Annotated in this window: 17 protein-coding genes; 1 reads left to right on the top strand and 16 read right to left on the bottom strand. The window is 52.3% G+C overall.

All coding sequences use genetic code 11. From position 1 onward, the window contains the following. Positions 1-102: 102 nt before the first annotated feature. From ACE41H_RS10880 to lonB, 13 genes are all read right to left on the bottom strand, one after another. Complete coding sequence (locus tag ACE41H_RS10880) at positions 103-1,011, bottom strand: RluA family pseudouridine synthase (RefSeq protein ID WP_375355253.1); 909 nt, start codon at positions 1,009-1,011, stop codon at positions 103-105. After that, the gene (gene hemL / locus ACE41H_RS10875; protein ID WP_375355252.1) at positions 1,008-2,309 is read right to left on the bottom strand and encodes a glutamate-1-semialdehyde 2,1-aminomutase; all 1,302 of its coding nucleotides are present in this window, start codon (positions 2,307-2,309) and stop codon (positions 1,008-1,010) included. Before hemL ends, ACE41H_RS10880 begins: the two co-directional genes overlap by 4 nt. 1 nt (position 2,310) lies before the next feature. Beyond that, positions 2,311-3,318, bottom strand: a complete 1,008-nt coding sequence (gene hemB / locus ACE41H_RS10870; RefSeq protein WP_375355251.1) for a porphobilinogen synthase — start codon at positions 3,316-3,318, stop codon at positions 2,311-2,313. A 71-nt stretch (positions 3,319-3,389) separates the two neighbouring features. Continuing rightward, entirely contained in the window at positions 3,390-4,931 is a 1,542-nt protein-coding gene (gene cobA, locus ACE41H_RS10865; RefSeq protein WP_375355250.1) for a uroporphyrinogen-III C-methyltransferase, read from the bottom strand. 4 nt (positions 4,932-4,935) lie between these two features. Continuing rightward, positions 4,936-5,865: a hydroxymethylbilane synthase gene (gene hemC, locus ACE41H_RS10860; RefSeq protein ID WP_375355248.1), complete on the bottom strand. Its 930-nt coding sequence runs from the start codon at positions 5,863-5,865 to the stop codon at positions 4,936-4,938. Positions 5,866-5,867: 2 nt separating this feature from the next. Next, a complete protein-coding gene (locus ACE41H_RS10855; protein WP_375355247.1) occupies positions 5,868-6,518 on the bottom strand; it encodes a precorrin-2 dehydrogenase/sirohydrochlorin ferrochelatase family protein in 651 nt (216 codons plus the stop codon). A gap of 6 nt (positions 6,519-6,524) precedes the next feature. Then, the gene (gene ccsA / locus ACE41H_RS10850; RefSeq protein WP_375355246.1) at positions 6,525-7,352 is read right to left on the bottom strand and encodes a cytochrome c biogenesis protein CcsA; all 828 of its coding nucleotides are present in this window, start codon (positions 7,350-7,352) and stop codon (positions 6,525-6,527) included. 15 nt (positions 7,353-7,367) lie between these two features. Then, positions 7,368-8,762 carry a glutamyl-tRNA reductase gene (gene hemA / locus ACE41H_RS10845; RefSeq protein WP_375355245.1) on the bottom strand — a complete coding sequence of 465 codons (1,395 nt, stop codon included), beginning with the start codon at positions 8,760-8,762 and terminating at the stop codon, positions 7,368-7,370. Between the two features lie 245 nt (positions 8,763-9,007). Continuing rightward, the gene (gene speD, locus ACE41H_RS10840; protein WP_375355244.1) at positions 9,008-9,406 is read right to left on the bottom strand and encodes an adenosylmethionine decarboxylase; all 399 of its coding nucleotides are present in this window, start codon (positions 9,404-9,406) and stop codon (positions 9,008-9,010) included. Between the two features lie 260 nt (positions 9,407-9,666). After that, positions 9,667-10,254 carry a non-ribosomal peptide synthetase module gene (locus tag ACE41H_RS10835; RefSeq protein ID WP_375355243.1) on the bottom strand — a complete coding sequence of 196 codons (588 nt, stop codon included), beginning with the start codon at positions 10,252-10,254 and terminating at the stop codon, positions 9,667-9,669. Positions 10,255-10,514: 260 nt separating this feature from the next. After that, positions 10,515-11,123 (bottom strand): ribosome biogenesis GTP-binding protein YihA/YsxC, encoded by a 609-nt coding sequence (gene yihA, locus ACE41H_RS10830; RefSeq protein WP_375355241.1) that lies wholly within the window; start codon positions 11,121-11,123, stop codon positions 10,515-10,517. A 17-nt stretch (positions 11,124-11,140) separates the two neighbouring features. Beyond that, positions 11,141-13,477, bottom strand: coding sequence for an endopeptidase La (gene lon / locus ACE41H_RS10825; protein WP_375355240.1), 2,337 nt, complete (start codon positions 13,475-13,477; stop codon positions 11,141-11,143). Positions 13,478-13,641: 164 nt separating this feature from the next. Next, on the bottom strand, positions 13,642-15,354 hold the full coding sequence (lonB, locus tag ACE41H_RS10820) for an ATP-dependent protease LonB (protein WP_375355239.1): 1,713 nt from the start codon (positions 15,352-15,354) through the stop codon (positions 13,642-13,644). Positions 15,355-15,400: 46 nt separating this feature from the next. Between lonB and ACE41H_RS10815 the strand changes: the two genes are divergently transcribed. Further along, entirely contained in the window at positions 15,401-15,541 is a 141-nt protein-coding gene (locus tag ACE41H_RS10815) for a hypothetical protein (protein ID WP_375355238.1), read from the top strand. On the opposite strand, the gene ispG is transcribed toward ACE41H_RS10815, so the two are convergent. From ispG to clpP, 3 genes are all read right to left on the bottom strand, one after another. Beyond that, the gene (gene ispG, locus ACE41H_RS10810) at positions 15,538-16,653 is read right to left on the bottom strand and encodes a flavodoxin-dependent (E)-4-hydroxy-3-methylbut-2-enyl-diphosphate synthase (protein WP_375355237.1); all 1,116 of its coding nucleotides are present in this window, start codon (positions 16,651-16,653) and stop codon (positions 15,538-15,540) included. The genes ACE41H_RS10815 and ispG overlap by 4 nt on opposite strands. 100 nt (positions 16,654-16,753) lie before the next feature. Continuing rightward, positions 16,754-18,013 (bottom strand): ATP-dependent protease ATP-binding subunit ClpX, encoded by a 1,260-nt coding sequence (clpX, locus tag ACE41H_RS10805; RefSeq protein WP_375355236.1) that lies wholly within the window; start codon positions 18,011-18,013, stop codon positions 16,754-16,756. A gap of 12 nt (positions 18,014-18,025) precedes the next feature. Next, positions 18,026-18,616, bottom strand: coding sequence for an ATP-dependent Clp endopeptidase proteolytic subunit ClpP (gene clpP, locus ACE41H_RS10800; RefSeq protein WP_375355234.1), 591 nt, complete (start codon positions 18,614-18,616; stop codon positions 18,026-18,028). Between the last annotated feature and the right edge of the window lie 36 nt (positions 18,617-18,652).

Here is an 18,652-nt window from a genome sequence, read left to right as displayed (position 1 = left end):
TACATTTAAGCGCAGGCAATCAGCAAAACAAAAAAGCAGACTCTCCTGCAGCGCCATTCGGCACTGGGCAAAGAAAGTATGCTCTCTTTAAATGCAGCGCGGTTATTTATTTTTCAGCCAGTCATACAGCGCCTGGAAATCGCCCGGCCACGGGTTGGCGACCTGAATCCTTTCATTTGTCAGGGGATGCCTGAAAGACAACGACTCCCCATGCAGCGCTTGTCTGACAAAGTCGCTTCTGCGGCCTCCGTACAGCACATCCCCAAGCAGAGGGTGCCCTGCGTGGCTGAGATGCACACGAATTTGGTGTGTGCGTCCGGTTTCAAGCGTTAAATACACAAGACTCGCTGTCCCCAGATGCTCTCCAACCTCAACATGAGTTACGGCCGTCTGGCCGGAAGGTGATACACGCCTTCGCTGCTTGTCATGCCGGTCCTTTCCGATCGGCAGATCAATGGTACGCAATCCCGGGGACACCCTGCCAGCCACAAGCGCAGCATAACGGCGCCCGATCTGCTTGTCTCTCATCTGCTCGTCCAGCTTAAGCAGGGCAAAATCATTTTTGGCATATAATACAGGACCTGTCGTGTCATTGTCCAAACGGTGCACATGCCTGACCGCCGCTTCGATGCCGTTCATCTCATAATAGGCCGCCACGGCATGATTCAGTGTAAGGGGCCCACTGGAGCTGGATGAATCAGGGTGAACGGCCATGCCAGCCGGTTTGTGCACCACAAGACAAAAATCATCCTCGTACAAGACGGTAAGCTCATGCCACCTTGGTTCGATGCCAAGCTCCCTTGCCGGAAAAAGAGCGAGCCTTAGCCGGTCCCCGGCCAGCCGGATTTGCTTTTCATGCCGCATTCTTTGCCAGAGCTTCTCCGGCAGGCCGATCACCTCCAGAAGCCACCGGTCGACGGCCTCTTCCTTCTGCCCGCTGCCCGTCACTTCTTTACCTGGAGCAACCTCAAGCCAGATGCCTCTCCTGGTCCAGCCACCACGCCAGCTCATAGCTGCTTTAATGCATAATAATTTGCTTCGATTGTCGCATCAATATCTTCATTGGTGTGCACACCCGAAACAAACATGCCTTCATACTGCGATGGCGCCACACTGACCCCATGATTGACCATGCCTGCGAAATAACGGCGGAAATGGTCAATATTGCTGGTCTTGGCCGTATCATAATTCACGACCTGACGGTCCGTGAAGAACGGGCATACCATCGAACCGACCCTGTTAATCGTAACAGGGATTCCCGTTTCTTCGGCATTGCGTTCAAAACCGGCCTGCAATCTCGCTGCCAACTGTTCAAGCCGGTCATAAACCTCCGGTGTCAGCAGCTTAAGCGTTGTGTAACCGGCTGTCATAGCCAGCGGATTCCCGCTGAGCGTGCCCGCCTGATACACCGGGCCGGTAGGAGCCATCTGCTCCATGATGTCCCTGCGTCCTCCATACGCTCCGACAGGAAGTCCTCCTCCGATCACTTTGCCGAGGCAGGTCAGATCCGGTGTCACGCCGAAACGCCCCTGTGCCGAATGAAGATCTACACGGAAGCCGGTCATCACCTCATCAAAGATCAGCAAGCTGCCGTGCTCCTCCGTTACTTTACGGAGCCCTTCCAGGAAGCCGGGCTGCGGCGGAACGACGCCCATATTGCCGGCGACGGGCTCCACGATGACTGCAGCGATTTCCTCGCCGAATTTCTCGAATGCAAGCTGAACGGACTCCAGATCGTTGTACGGAACAGTAATCGTATTGCTTGCAACCCCCTCCGGCACGCCGGGACTGTCCGGAAGCCCAAGTGTGGCTACGCCCGAGCCGGCCTTGATCAGCAAGCTGTCGGCATGACCGTGATAGGAGCCTTCGAATTTCAATATTTTGCTGCGTCCCGTATACCCGCGTGCAAGGCGAATGGCGCTCATGGTTGCTTCCGTCCCCGAATTCACCATGCGCACAATGTCGATGGAAGGAACGCGCGCGCAGACAAGCTTCGCCATTTCCGTCTCGATCAGCGTTGGAGCTCCAAAGCTTGTCCCTTTTACGACAACCTCCTGCAGAGCGCTGATTACGTCAGGATGCGCATGCCCCATAATGAGCGGTCCCCATGAACCGACATAATCGATAAAGGAGTTACCGTCAATGTCATATACACGGGAGCCCTCTCCACGATCAATATAAATCGGTGTAATCCCGACAGATTTGAAAGCACGAACAGGACTGTTCACGCCACCGGGAATATACTGCTTCGCTTCTTCAAAAGCCGCGTGCGACCGCTCATCCGTCCGGACCTTAGCTTCCCAACTCATCTTATCGTCCTCCTTCCAGCAGCCACTTTGCCGCATCCTTGGCCGAATACGTAATAATCATGTCCGCGCCCGCGCGCTTCATGCTTGTCAAAATTTCCAGAACCATCGTCTTTTCGTCGATCCACCCGTTAAGGGCGGCCGCCTTGACCATCGCATATTCGCCGCTGACATTGTAAGCGACAAGCGGAAGATCGAACTGGTCCTTGAGGGTACGCATCACATCAAGGTAAGAGAGTGACGGCTTGACCATCAGCATGTCCGCACCTTCCAGCACATCCGATTCCGCTTCACGCAGCGCCTCGCGAGCGTTGGCAGGGTCCATCTGGTAAGTCTTCCGGTCTCCAAACTGCGGAGCGGAATCAGCCGCTTCACGGAAAGGCCCGTAAAAGGCGGACGCATATTTTACGGAATAAGACATAATCGGAATGTGACTAAAGCCTGCTTCATCCAGTCCGCCGCGGATTGCCTGCACAAAGCCGTCCATCATATTGGAAGGAGCGATAATATCCGCACCTGCCCGCGCCTGGGATACTGCTGTCTGCACATGCAGCTCCAATGATTCGTCGTTTAATACATCTCCGCACAGTTCTCCGTCCCGTTCGAAGGTATGCACCATGCCACAGTGGCCGTGGTCCGTGAACTCGCACAGACAGGTGTCCGCAATAACCAGCAGGTCCGGGCAACGCGACTTAATGAGCCGGATCGCTTCCTGTACGATGCCGTTCTCCGCATAGGCGGACGATCCCACGCTGTCCTTCGTCTCAGGAATGCCAAACAGGAGAACAGCCGGAATGTTCAGCGAGACGATCTCCTGCAGTTCCTCTTCGAGCATATCCAGCGAAAATCGGTACACGCCGGGCATGGATTTGATTTCATGCTTGACTCCCTTGCCATAGGTGACGTAAATCGGCTGAATGAAATCAGCCGGGGTCAGAACCGTTTCACGCACCATGCTGCGGATGGCTGCGGATTGGCGAAGGCGGCGATGCCTTGTAAAAGATAAATTCATGCGTATACACTCCCAACAATTTGATATCGGCCAAAGGCGGTTTTGAAAGCGATATTTTCTTGCTCCGCTGCTTATTCCGTCCGTTTATTCCAGACGCACAGCGCGTTAACCAGGCTGTCTATCGTTGCTTCCTCCGCCATGAGTCCTACCTTCAGTCCCTCTTCTTCCGCCGTCTTTCCGGTGACAGGACCGATGACAGCAATCATGATGTCTTTTAGCAAATCAGGCGGATTTTCGATGCCCATCTGCCGCAGAGCTCTTATAAAATAGGTGACGGTCGAGGAACTGGTAAACGTAATGGCATGCACCGCTCCCTGCTCCAGCAGGGAGATCAGTTCATCGTCCCGCACATCGGCCGGCACGGTTTCATACAGGCTGGCTTCCGTTACCTCCAGCCCCAGCTCACGCAGTTGGTCAGGAAGCCAGGCGCGCGCCAGATTGCCACGCGGCAATAACACCTTTTGGCCTGCCTGCATTTCCCGCCCGTACATCTCTATTATTCCCTCAGCCTGAAAGTTGCCTGTCAGCTGTTCAGCCGCCACGCCGCGGCTGCGCAGCGCCGTACAGGTAGCAGGTCCGACAGCTGCAATACGCGCCTTATGCAAAGAACGTATATCCTTCCCTTCCCGCTCCAGATGCTGGAAGAAATAATCCACCCCGTTTACGCTGGTAAAGAAAACCCAGTCATACTCATGCAGCCGGGTCAATGCCTCACGTATTTGCCCGTACTGTTCTTCCCCTTGTGGCAGGCGGGTCTCCAGCACAGGAAATTCATACGGCTCTCCGCCCAGATCTTCGATACACTGAACCAAAGAGCTCGCCTGGCTGCGGGCCCGGGTGACGAGGATGCGTTTGCCGAACAGGGGCATGTCTTCCGCCCACTTCAGCTGCTCACGCTGGCGGACCACTTCCCCGACCACAATCACCGCCGGGGGCTTAAAGCCCGCTTCCTTCACTCTGGCTTCAATATCCGCCAGCGTGCCCACCAGCGTCTCCTGCTCGGCGCGCGTCCCCCAGCGGATGAGCGCTATCGGCGTTTCCGGAGAGCGGCCGTGTCTGATCAGCTGTTCGCTGATATACCCAATCTTCGCGACCCCCATCAGGAAAATGAGCGTACCGGTCGCATTCGTCACCTTGTCCCAATGAATGCTCCGGTCCAGCTTGTCGGGACTTTCATGCCCGGTAATAATCGAAAGCGATGAGGCTATGTCCCGATGGGTAACCGGGATACCGGCATAAGCCGGCACACTGATGGCAGAAGTGATGCCTGGTACGATTTCATAAGGAATTCCATGCTGTCTCAGCAGCTCCGCTTCCTCGCCGACCCTGCCGAAAATGGTAGGATCGCCACCCTTAAGACGGATGACCGTTTTTCCCTCCAGCGCCAAATCCACCAGCAGGCGGTTAATATCCTCCTGCTTCATCGTATGGCGGTCCGGAAGCTTGCCGACATAAATCTTCTCTGCCCCAGGCTTCATCAATCCCAGCAGCCGCGGGCTCGCGAGACGGTCATAGACGACAACGTCCCCCTTCTGCATGCACTGCCAGCCCTTCACTGTAATCAACCGCGCATCGCCGGGTCCTGCCCCCACTAAATAAACCTTACCCGCCATCACGTCATCCCCTTACTTCTGACAGAATCTGTTCTGCGCCCTTGGCTTTCAGGCTTGCCGCAACCCGCTCTCCCAACTGCAGCGGATCCTTTCCTGCAAGCGTATCTTTAAGAATAACCGCTCCATCCGGAGTGCCTACCATCCCGGTCAGCCGAATGACCCCGGATTCCTCCAGCATGGCATGGGCACCAATGGGAACCTGACAGCCTCCGTTCAATTCGCCCAGAAACCGCCGTTCCGCTGCCACCGTCGCTGCAGTAGCTTCGTCATTATATAAAGAAAGCAGCTCCAGCAATTCCTTGTCATCCCCGCGGCATTCAATTCCGAGCGCCCCCTGCCCAACCGCAGGCAAGCAGACATCCTCCGGTATGTATTCCGTAATGCGGTCCTGCCAGCCCATCCGGTGAAGTCCGGCTGCAGCCAGAATGATCGCGTCAAAGCCTTCCGTCTCCAGCTTGCGCAGCCTGGAGTCGATGTTGCCGCGCAGCGGCTCCAGAACCAGATCAGGGCGAAGCGACTGGAGCTGGCTGGAACGGCGCAGGCTGCTTGTGCCGACCTTCGCGCCATGCGGGAGATCCATGAGCCCCTTCCCAGACCTCGATACAAGGCAATCGCGGTGATCGACTCTCCTTGGCACAGCACCGTTTACTAACCCTTCCGGGAGCTCGGAAGGCATATCCTTCATACTGTGCACCGCCATATCAATTTCGTGGTCCAGCATCGCCTGTTCGATTTCTTTCACAAACAGCCCCTTGCCGCCCACCTTGGACAGGGTTACGTCAAGAATCCGGTCGCCTTTCGTTACAATTTTGCGGATTTCAAAGTCCATATCGATCCCATGTCTGACACAAAGCGCCTTCAAGTCATCTATAACATAACCGGTCTGTGTAAGCGCAAGCGCGCTTTGTCTGCTCCCTACCACTATCGTTCGCATGTCTACTCCTCCTGGTTCTCGGCAATCCATCTGTCCATCTCAGGCTTCGTCCACTCCGCGAAACGGCCGCACCGGATCTGTTCCAATACACCGCTGTGTGCCAGCCTTCCGAGCAGACGGGCCCGGACAGCCGGATCAGGCACCCTGCCTTTGATACGGGTTCTCATCTCATACATAAAATCCAAATAGGCCTCATATTCTAAGCCAAACGTCTCTTCAAGCTTCGAAGTTATCGCTGTGGATACAGAAGGGCCAGCCCCCGAGGTTGAAACGCTCAAAACGAGTCTGCCCCGCCTTACCACGCCAGGCGTAATGAAGTCCCCTTTTTCCGAATGATCTGCCACATTCACCAGTATACTCCTACGACGTGCTTCGCGCATCACATCATCATTCACTTTCGGATCATCCGTAGCCGCATATACAAGAAACGCTCCCTGGATATCCCCCTCGTGATAAGGGCGTTTGATCCAGCGGAGCTGATTATTTTCCAGCATGGCCTGCAGGCCACGAGTTATGAAGGGGCTGATGACCGTAAGCGTCGCGCCGCTACCCAGCAGCCCCTTTGCCTTTCGCTCTGCAACCGGACCTCCACCTATTATACAGCAGCTTTTCCCCTCGCATCGCAGCATAACAGGGACCAAATGCCTGCCCATGCCCTCTCACTCCCCTGTCCATTGATGAAATGCAGACCACGAATTCGCAAGGAAATTCATAATCAGAAAAGCATAGCCCACAAGCGCCCACCGGGCCATAACCAGGCCGGAATGCTGGTTAGAACGCTTGCTGATCAGATAGATGACATATACACACATGGACGCGGCTGTGGCCAGCACCTTCAAATCAAGCAGCAGCCCCCATCTTCCCTCGGCGATAATCGATATCGCGGCAATAAGCACGGAAACAGCGAGCAGCGGCGCACCGATAAGCATCGCCGTATGCGTATAGCGGTCCAGCACCTGCAGGCTTGGCAGCCTGCGTGTCGTTTCAGTCCATTTTTTGGCTTTCAATCTATGATGGAGAAACAGATACATCACGGAAAAGACCGCGGCAACCGTCAAAGCCGCAAACCCCAAATTTGCCAGTGCAATATGCAGAATCAGCAATCCATGCACCGTTTGCCAGTTGGCCAGCGGATTGTCGACCGGCTGAAACCACAGCTTGTTCAGCACGATGACGCTGAAGCCGATCAGATTCAGCAGGAAGACCGTAAATTCCAGACGCTGATACCTGCTCATAATCAAGGATATGATGACAAGGATAAAGGTGAACAAAAACAAAAAATCATAGGTGATCAGAAAAGGAAGATGACCCTCCACCCAGGTTCTGATTCCCATAAATACGAGCTGAAAGACCAGCACGACGACAAGAAGCCCTGTGCCTATCCGTTTGGCACTCGTATTGCGCCGAATGCAATCCGAGAATACGAACAGTAGGCTCAGGGCGTAAGTATAGATCAAGGCGTCATAGACACCGCTGCCCGGCAACACAGCCGATCACCTGCCTCACAGACCGACCGGCGCATAAGACACCGGTATGGAATCGGATGATTTGGAGCCTCTTTTTGCGGCAGCTTCAGGCTTGCGCAAAGCTTGTTCATGGCTCTGCTCCACTTTCTGGGCCGCTTCCTCCAGCCGATCCTCCAGGGCGAAGATTTCCGCAAATATCTCCAAAGCGTCATTGCCCTGTTTTTCTACGGCCATTTCCTTGATCCGATTAATCGGATCATGCACCATTTGGTTCAGCATGCTTTTAGTCAGCTTGCTGATCACCTTCCGTTGATGCTCGTCTAGATCAGGCAGCCTGTTGAACAGGCTGTTCAGTGTCTCTTCATGAATGGAAGAAGCCTTCTCCTGCAACGCGCGAATCACCGGACGGACTCCCAGTGTTTTCAGCCATTGATAGAACTGCTCCATCTCCGACTCCATCATGACTTCAATTTTGGCTGCTTCCGCACGGCGCATTGCCAGATTGCTTTCGACAATCCCCTCCAGGTCGTCGATATCATACAGAAACACGTTGTCCACTTCGCCGACGGCCGGATCAATATCCCTTGGCACGGCAATATCGATCATAAAGAGCGGCCGTGACTGGCGGCGCTTCATCTGTCCGCGCACCGTTTGGCTGTTCAGCACATAGCCCTTCGCTCCCGTGGAGCTGATCACGATATCTACATCGGCCAGCCGTTCGGCAGCCTGCTCCAGCGTGCACGGGGTGCCGTTAAATTGGGCGGCAAGCTCCTGCGCCTTTTCCAAGGTCCGGTTAGCAACAATAACCTCAGCCGCTCCACCTGCGTACAGATGCTTTACAGTCAACTCGCTCATTTTGCCTGCACCGAGAATCAGCACTTTTTTATCGGTAAAATCACCAAATATCTGTTTGCCCAATTCCACGGCGGCGTAGCTCACAGACACGGCGTTCTCGCCGATCGAAGTTTCTGAATGCGCCCTTTTGCCAAGTGTAACCGCCTGCTTGAACAGCATATTGAACCAGGTGGCGGTTGCTTTCTGTTCCTGGGCCTGGAGAAACGCCTGCTTGACCTGACCCAGAATTTGCGTCTCTCCGATCACCATGGAATCAAGACCGCATGCTACCCGAAACAAGTGCCGAACAGCCTGCTCATCTTCATAAATATATAAATACTGTGTGAAGTCATCCCTGGGTATTCCGAACCACTGTTCCATGAAATTCCGTATATAAAATCCGCACACATGCAGACGGTCAACAACGACATAGATTTCGGTTCTATTGCAGGTTGCGACTATGACGCCTTCCAATACACTCTTGGTTAGCTTTAGCTGCTTCAGCGCCTCCGGCAAATCCTTCTCCGCAAATGTAAAACGTTCACGAATCTCCACCGGCGCTGTGCGATAGTTTAGCCCTACAACGAGGATGTGCATTGCAAGTTCACCTGCCTTCTAATCCTAAAATGAAAACATCCTATCCTGCTTCAAACTATGTTAATTATATCACAGAGAATCCGCTGCAAAGAGGGGGTAATATGAAATCTTTATGAAGATCCTGTCTGCCTAAATTAGTGTAAGCTTGCCCGATACCTGCTATTCCTTCATTTTCTTATTCGACCGACAAAAAATAACCATGGAGCTCATCCATGGTTATTGTATATGCATATTGCTATTTCAGGTTACACAAATTCAGCATGCTGCATTTCCGGAGTTTCGACCTGCAGCTCCCCAAGTCCGCGGACCAGTTTCTTGGCATAGGTCTTCTCAGGCTTCAGTACGGATACCAGGTAATCAATGGCCAATTGTGGGTCCACAGTCTCACCGCAGGTATAACAATCAATCGCCGCAAAACCTCTCTCAGGATACGTGTGAATGGAGAGATGACTTTCCGACAGCAGTACAAGCACTGTTGCGCCTTGTGGCTCAAACTGCTTCGATTGCACAGACATCACTGTTGCTCCGCAAGCCTCGGCCGCTTCCACCAGTTGCACTTGCAGGAATTCCGCATTATTCAACAGCTCAAAACCGACTCCCCAAGTGTCAACAGCAACGTGTCTTCCGAAAGTTGAATATTCCATCTTCCGGTTCCCCCTTCCTAGGAATAAAATGTTTAAAAAAAATTTCATCCGCTAGGACCTACGTCATTCACTTCCCGAGGGAATAATCTCTCGCAACATTAATGTCCTGAGTGAATCCTGGTTCCTATATTCGTTTTCAACGAGATTAAAAATAACATCTATATTGAGCAAATGCAATAGTTTTTCGAAAAAGTTTACATGTTAAAATTTGCGCTTCCGCCGTCACCAAACAAGCCTGTAAATCATCATGCAGAACCCCTTTAGGCCTCAAGCGTAAATAGTGCAGCGCTAAGGGTACGGAGCTGCTGATCAATTTCCTTGATCCGTTCATGGTCCCGGGTTCGGATACGCAGATCCAATAAACGATTGATTTCGTCATAGGCCCTGATAATTTCACGTTCAACATCCCGGGTCAAAAATTTGTGCTGCAGCTCCTGCAATGTATTTTTATACTCATACACCAGTTTGCAGCCACTGCCCGTCTTTTCTACAATCCTGCGGACGGAACCCTGATGATAGGTATAAATCATCGTGAATCCATAATACACCCGGTTTACGATACCTTCGCCCTTAAAGCGCACGAACAGCTTTCTGATCATATTTGTCAAAGGCTGATTCACCAAGCGGCAAGTCAATTCACAGACATACATGCCTTTTTTCCGGTCAAAAGGCAAATGAACTTCTTCTCCCACAGCATCCTCCAGCACAATTTCATGTCCGCCATTGTCCAGCACTTTGATCCTGCTATGAACAAGAGGGTCTTCTGCTGCACGCAAAAATTGGTCCATTTGAACTTCCGACAATGTTAAAATGGCGTTAACATACTCTGTGGCTAACCGCTGAGCCATAAAAATCTCCTCAATTCTTTCCTGACAGCCTTTCCGACTCCCCATGCCAACCAGGGCGCGAATGCTCTTCAGGTCGACTGCCGTACACCCGGCGGGTTCATACGGTGATACTTGCTTACAACTTTACACGAATATTATACACCATCCCTCCTTCAGTTTTCTCTACGGTTCAAATATAAAATAACTGCAAAAATGAGAATAAATCGCATTACGCCGTTATTCATCAAAAAAAGAAGCACCCGCAGGCGCTCTTTAATGTTTTATTCTTTATACAGCCCTTGTCCTGCCCCGGTATATCGGGAAATGACCTCCCATAATTCTTCTCTGCCCAAACCTTCCTCGGATGAAAACGGAATGAATAAGTCACCAGGGCCGATGCCCAGTTCCTGCTTGATCACCTTAATATGCTTATCTCTCCGGGTGCGCGGTATTTTGTCCGCTTTAGTGCCGACGACACATAAAGGCAAATTGTAATGCTTCAGCCACTCATGCATCATCAGATCGTCCTTGGAAGGCGGGTGGCGAAGATCGACCATTTGCAGCACCAGCTTCAACGGCTCACGCCGTGTAAGGTAGGTCTCAATCATATCCCCGAAGGCCTGCCGCAATGATTTGGATACCTTCGCAAACCCGTAGCCCGGAAAATCCACAAAGTACAGCTCGTCATTGATGAGGTAGTAGTTAAGCTGCTGGGTTTTCCCCGGCGTCGAACTCGTCCTGGCCAGATTTTTGCGGTTGATCATTCTGTTAATCAAAGAGGATTTCCCTACGTTGGAGCGGCCTGCCAGAGCTACCTCTGGCAGGCCGTCGGCAGGATATTGCTCCGGCCGGACAGCACTGATAATAAATTCGGATTTTGTAACCTTCATGTTTTACGGTTTCCTCTCTATTGCAACCCGGTCTGCTCCACCAGCGCATGCCGCAGCACCTGGTCCATATGGGCTACAGGCACAAATTCAACTTCTTCCTTGATGCTGTCGGGAATATCCCGCAGGTCGCGTTCATTGTCCTTGGGGAGCAGTATTTTTTTGTAGCCTGCACGGTGTGCAGCCAGTGACTTTTCCTTGAGTCCGCCGATAGGCAGCACTCTTCCCCGCAAGGTAATTTCACCGGTCATTGCAACGCTTTTGGACACATGCCGGTTGGTCAAGGCAGATACAAGTGCCGTTGCGATCGTAATTCCTGCCGAAGGACCGTCCTTGGGAATCGCTCCTTCGGGGATATGAATGTGAATATCGTTCTTTTCATAAAAATCAGGCTTGATTCCAAGCTCGACCGCTTTCGACCGGGTATAACTGAAAGCCGCCTGCGCGGATTCTTTCATCACGTCACCCAGCTTGCCGGTCAGGATCAGCTTGCCCGTCCCCGGCACCACCGTAACCTCGATCGTAAGCGTTTCTCCGCCAACCTCCGTCCAAGCCAGTCCTGTTACGGTTCCAACCTGATCCTCCAGCTCCGCAATGCCATAGCGGAACCGCGGAATGCCAAGGTAATCCTTCAGGTTATCCGGGGTAATGACGATATGCTCCTCCATGCCTGACACGACCGATTTTGCCGCCTTGCGGCACAGGGAGGCCATCTGCTGCTCCAGATTCCGCACCCCGGATTCGCGTGTATATTCACGAATGACTTTAAGCAGCGTGTCTTCCTCCACCGTGATCTGTTCGTCTGTCAGGCCATGCTCACGCTTCTGCTTTGGCAGGAGATAGCGTCCGGCAATCTGGAGCTTCTCCAGCTCCGTATAACCCGGAATATTCAGCACTTCCATCCGATCCAGCAGCGGACGCGGGATATTGTGAATCGCATTGGCTGTCGTGACAAACATCACATTGGAGAGGTCAAACGGCAGCTCCACGAAATGGTCGCTGAACGTATTGTTCTGCTCCGGATCAAGCACCTCCAGCAGCGCTGCGGAAGGATCCCCGCGGAAATCGGCAGCCATTTTATCAATTTCATCCAGCAGAAAGACAGGATTGACCGTGCCTGCCGTTTTCATACCCTGAATGATCCGGCCGGGCATGGCTCCTACATAGGTTCTTCTGTGCCCGCGGATTTCCGCCTCATCACGGACACCGCCGAGCGAAATGCGGACGAATTCACGACCGAGCGCTTTGGCAATGGAGCGGACCAGCGACGTCTTGCCGACACCCGGTGGTCCGACGAGGCAAAGGATAGGCCCCTTCATCGTTTTCACAAGCTTGCGCACCGCCAAATACTCCAGCACCCGTTCCTTCGGCTTCTCCAGACTATAGTGGTCCGCGTCCAGTATCTCCTCGGCCTTGGCGATATCCAGGTCATCATCCGTCGCATTGCTCCAGGGCAGACTGAGCAGCCAATCCACATAGTTGCGAATGACTCCGCCCTCCGCCGAGCTTGCCGGTGTTTTTTCCAAGCGGTCGATTTCTTTCTCAATCTTCTCCCGGACCTTCTCCGGCAGAACGAGACCTTCCATCTGACTGCGGAGCTCCTCGACTTCTCCGGCCCGTCCTTCCTTCTCGCCTAATTCCTTCTGGATCGCCTTCATTTGCTCACGCAGGTAGTATTCCTTCTGGGTCTTCTCCATTTGCTTTTTGACCCGCTGGCTGATCTTGCGTTCCAGCTCAAGCACCTCGCGCTCATTGTTCAGAATATCGAGCAGCTTTTCGAGGCGCTTGCGGACATCGACGGTTTCCAGAATTTCTTGCTTGTCTTTGATTTTGAGGGAGAGATGGCTGGTGATGACATCGGCCAATCTTCCTGGCTCCTCAATATCGGATACCGCAGCAAGCGTCTCCGGCGTCACCTTCTTGGACAGATTAATATAGTTCTCGAACTGATTCAGGACGGTCCGCATCAGGGCGTCTGTCTCCGGATGCAGCGTTTCATCCTCAGGCAGTTCACGGGCATGAACCTCATAATATTCCTCGTTGTCCATATACTGAATAATTTCTGCCCGTTCGAGCCCCTCGACGAGCACACGTATTGTACCGTTGGGCAGCTTCAGCATCTGCCGCACCTTGGCAATCGTGCCTATTCTGAATATATCCTCTTGTGTAGGTTCCTCAATGTTCACTTCCGATTGGGAACACAGAAGAATCAAGTTGTCTTCAACCATCGCTTTTTCCAAAGCCTTGACCGATTTGTCCCGGCCCACATCGAGATGCAGAACCATACTCGGGTAGACAAGAAGTCCTCTTAAAGGCAGCAATGGAAAACGACGGCCTTTCATTTTGCTTGGTCCCATCGCTTTCGCACCTCCAAATGGTTCACAGGTTCAGCAAGTTGCATGCACCGGTTATAATTATAGCGGTTCCGCTTACATAGCTTACTCTGATAGGGATAGTTCATATTTTATCAAATGTTCCATGGAAAAACCAATGAAGGTGCTTTATTCCGCAAGCCCATTTTTTACACGGTGCTTCCCTGTCCGGATCCATCTGCCTGCAAATAAGGCGATTGAGCGGGCGTAAACGTATCAGGAGAAATACGAACCTCCGCTGCTTCCTCCCATTCTTCCCCGAAGATCCGTCTGAAAGCCTCATGAATGGACTGCACGGGGATAACTTCAATATCCTCCAGTTTATCAAAGCCGTTCTGCCAGTTATCGGCAGGGATGAGCACCCGCTTGGCACCGGCCTGCAGAGCAGCTTCCACCTTGGCCAGAACACCTCCGATGGGCTTGATGCGTCCGTGAATGCTGACTTCACCCGTCATTGCAAGCTCATGATCAACCGGGATGCCGCGGATCGCCGATGCGACTGCCACAGCCATCGCCATCCCGGCCGAAGGGCCATCCACAGGCGTCCCCCCTGGAAAGTTAATATGGAGATCATAATCCTGCGGACGCAGCCTGCAGGCGCGCAGAACAGTCAGCACATTTTCAACCGAGCCTTTGGCCATACTCTTACGCTTGAGCGTCCTGGAGCCTCCGCCGATTTCCTCTTCCTCTACGACCCCGGTAATATTAAAGCCACCCTGCCCTTTGGCAGATGGTGCAGCGGTCACCTCAATTTCCAGCAGCATGCCCAGATTGGGCCCGTATACAGCCAAGCCATTTACGAAACCGACCTGCGGGCCGTTCGGAATTTTACGCTCTGGACGAGGCTGAAGCTGGCTGCTGTTTGCAACCCATTCCACCTCGTCTGCTTCCAACCTGTCTCTTTTCTCCGTTAAAGCCAGCCCTGCTGCAAGCTGAATCATATTGACAGCCTCTCTACCGTTTGTTGCATAACGCTGTACGGCCTGCACCGCTTCCGGACAGTCTCCGAAGCCCAGCTTGCTGATCGCATCCTCCGCAATCCGCCCGATCTCTTCAGGAAGCAGCGAACGAAAATAGATTTCCATACATCTTGAACGAAGCGCAGGCGGCAGCTCGTGAGGTGAGCGTGTCGTAGCACCCACCATACGGAAATCAGCCGGCAGCCCGTTCTGGAAAATATCGTGGATATATGCAGGTGTATGTGTATCCTCCGAATTATAGTACGCACTTTCCAAAAATACTTTACGGTCTTCCAGCACTTTCAGCAGCTTGTTCATTTGCGTTGGATGCAGCTCGCCGATCTCATCAATAAACAGAATGCCTCCATGGGCTTTTGTAACGGCACCCGGTTTGGGCTGCGGAATGCCTGCCACCCCCATCGCTCCAGCTCCTTGATAAATCGGATCATGCACAGAGCCGATCAGGGGATCGGCAATGCCCCGCTCATCAAAACGGGCCGTCGTTGCATCAATTTCAGTAAACTTAGCATCACTCTTGAACGGGGACAGCGGGTTTTTCTTCGCTTCTTCAAGCACTACGCGCGCCGCCGCTGTTTTGCCGACACCAGGAGGGCCATAAATAATAACATGCTGTGGGTTGGCGCTGCACAGCGCCGCCTTGAGCGCACGCAATCCGTCCTTTTGCCCCACGATATCCTCTATTGATGCAGGACGGGTTTTCTCTGCCAGGGGCTTGCTCAGTGTTACCGATCTCAGTTTTCTTAACTTATCCAGTTCCTTGCGCGATTCCCTGTCTACGGCGCTGCGGTTCGTTTTCTGGCTGCGCAGCAGATTCAGAAAGTACAGCCCGATCACAATTCCAAAAAAAAGCTGCACAATAATCACAATCATCGTCCAATCCATGTTTTAAGCCTCCGTTTCTCCCTTCGCCGCATAGCGGAGGGATTCTATGGAAATCAGTATTTCCTTTTCGAAGACTGCTAAACGGATATGGACGAAAGAATTCACAAAAGCGGCAGAAGAAAAATATAAAAACCGGGCGATGACGTTAAAAATCACCTGCCCGGCGCATGAAGAATGTATATTCTAAACGGTTGGAGCATGGCGCTCCTTGCGGCCCGGTATTTCCCCGGTTTCTTCGTAGGCTTTGACAATAATGTCAATTTCCTTTTTCAGTTCGGCGACCATGTCCGCCTCCGGCACCTTGCGGATCATCTGTCCATAACGGAACAGCAGGCCTTCCCCACGGGCGCCGGCAATTCCAATATCCGCTTCTTTCGCCTCTCCCGGACCGTTAACGGCACAGCCGAGGACAGAAACCTTGATAGGCACCTTCAGCTTCGCGATATATTCCTCCACCTCATTCGCAATGGAGAACAGGTCGATGTCCAGACGTCCGCAGGTCGGGCAGGAAATCAGGGTGGCCGCATTCGTAATCAACCCGAATGTTTTCAGCAGCTCACGCGCAACCTTCACTTCCTCTACCGGATCGGCGCTCAGGGAGATACGCATCGTCGAACCGATACCGGCTGACAGAAGCGCACCCATGCCGGCAGCGCTTTTTACCGTACCGCTAAACAGCGTGCCTGCTTCAGTAATACCAAGATGAAGAGGATACTTAATGATCTCAGCGGCTTTCATGTAAGCCGAGATGGCCATTGGCACATCGGAAGCTTTAAGAGATACGATAATATCGTGGAAATCCAGCTCTTCCAGGATGCCGATATGAAAAAGGGCGCTCTCCACCATGGCATCCGGCGTCGGATAACCGTATTTATCGAGCAAATGCTGCTCCAGGGAACCGGCGTTAACACCAATCCGGATCGGAATTCCTTTTTCCTTGCAGGCTTTAACCACCGCTTCGACCTTTTCGCGCCGGCCGATGTTGCCTGGATTAATGCGGACTTTATCGATACCATTTTCAATCGCCAGCAGTGCGAGCTTATAGTTGAAATGAATGTCCGCAACGAGCGGAATATGAATCTGCTTTTTGATTTCCTTGATCGCCGCCGCGGCCTCTTCGTTATTGACCGTCACTCTGACAATCTGGCAGCCAGCCTCTTCCAGACGCAAAATTTCCGCGACGGTGGCCTTCACATCTGCCGTCTTGGTCGTACACATGCTTTGAATGATGACTTCGTTGCTTCCGCCGATCGTCAAGTCCCCAACTTTAACAGGACGTGTGTCTTGTCTTAAAAACATGGTTTATCTCTCCCATAATGCCAAAGCTCCACCCCCGCACCGGAAGAGTGGGAAGTGGAGGCTGGCTGTTCATGTATTAGAGATCGCGAAGATTCGATGCTCAGGCGCTCTCTTCTTGCTTCTTGTTCTTGTCGTTATTGCTGTGTAGCTCAGGGGCAACCTTCTCCCGCACAACCTGCTCATTGATGATGCAGGAGGTGACATCGTTGCGTGAAGGCACCTCGTACATCACATCCAGCATGATGCCTTCAATGATCGCACGCAAACCGCGGGCGCCTGTGTTGCGTTTGATCGCCTCGCGGGCAATCTCCTGAAGCGCATCCTGCGTAAATTCCAGTTTGACATTATCCATTTCAAGCAGCTTCTGATACTGCTTGGTCAAAGCGTTCTTCGGTTCGGAAAGGATTCTTACCAGCGTTGCCTCATCAAGCGGCTCCAGTGTGGAGATGACAGGCAAGCGTCCTACAAACTCCGGAATCAGTCCGAATTTCAGCAGATCCTCAGGCAGCACGAGCTGCAGATATTCACCCGGCTTAAGATCCTTTTGCTCGGAGGAAGCATTGAAGCCAATGACCTTTTTACCGATCCGGCGTTTGATCATTTGCTCCAGTCCGTCGAAGGCGCCGCCTACGATGAACAGGATGTTCGTTGTATCAATTTGGATGAATTCCTGATGCGGATGCTTGCGTCCGCCTTGCGGCGGTACGGATGCAACCGTTCCTTCGAGAATTTTGAGCAGGGCTTGCTGAACGCCTTCTCCGGAAACGTCGCGTGTGATGGAAGGGTTCTCGGACTTGCGTGCAACCTTGTCGATTTCATCAATGTAGATAATACCGCGTTCAGCTTTCTCTACATCATAGTCGGCCGCCTGGATCAGCTTCAGGAGAATGTTCTCCACATCTTCACCAACATAGCCGGCTTCTGTCAGGGATGTAGCGTCGGCAATAGCAAACGGCACGTTAAGAATTTTGGCCATCGTTTGCGCCAGCAGGGTTTTACCCGAGCCGGTCGGTCCAAGCAGCATAATATTACTCTTCGTCAATTCAACATCCTCGATCTTGCTTTGGGTGTTGATGCGCTTATAATGGTTGTAAACCGCCACGGAAAGCGACTTTTTGGCTTGATCCTGTCCGATAACGTATTGGTCAAGAATATCACGGATTTCTTTTGGTTTCGGAATATCCTTCAGGTCCAATTCTTCCTCATGACCCAGTTCCTCTTCCACAATTTCAGTGCAAAGCTCAATACACTCGTCACATATATATACGCCGGGACCGGCTACCAGCTTGCGCACCTGCTCCTGAGACTTACCGCAGAATGAGCATTTCAGCTGTCCTTTTTCATCATTAAACTTAAACATGGGGCCACCCCTTTACAAATTGATCGGCTTCGTGAGAATTTGGTCAATGATGCCGTAAGCCTTTGTCTCTTCCGCATCCATAAAAAAGTCACGGTCAGTATCGCGTTCGATTTTATCAAGAGGCTGACCCGTCGTTTTCACATAAATCTGGTTGAGCTTTTGACGGGTTTTGATGATCCAATCCGCATGGATCTGAATATCGGATGCCTGACCCTGAATTCCCCCCAGCGGCTGATGAATCATAACCTCACTGTTACTGAGGGCATATCTCTTGCCCGGAGCACCCGCGGTAAGCAGAAGTGAACCCATACTTGCTGCCATTCCCACACAAATCGTCGATACGTCCGGCTTAATAAATTGCATTGTATCATATATACCCATACCGGCAGTTACAGAACCGCCCGGGGAATTGATGTACAAATGAATATCCTTCTCCGGATCCTCTGCAGCCAGAAACAGAAGCTGTGCAATGACGAGATTGGCGACATCGTCATCGATCGGTCCGCCGAGGAATATAATGCGATCCTTAAGCAGACGCGAGTAAATGTCGTAGGAACGTTCCCCCCGACTTGTTTGTTCCACAACCATAGGTACGAGACTCATCGTGACCAACCTCTTTTCCTTTGGTAAATAAAGTAA

Origin of the sequence: Paenibacillus enshidis, assembly GCF_042136365.1 — a bacterium.
GTDB lineage: Bacteria > Bacillota > Bacilli > Paenibacillales > Paenibacillaceae > Paenibacillus > Paenibacillus enshidis.
Note: the sequence above shows the minus strand (reverse complement) of the source record. Positions and strands in the feature narration are given on the sequence as shown.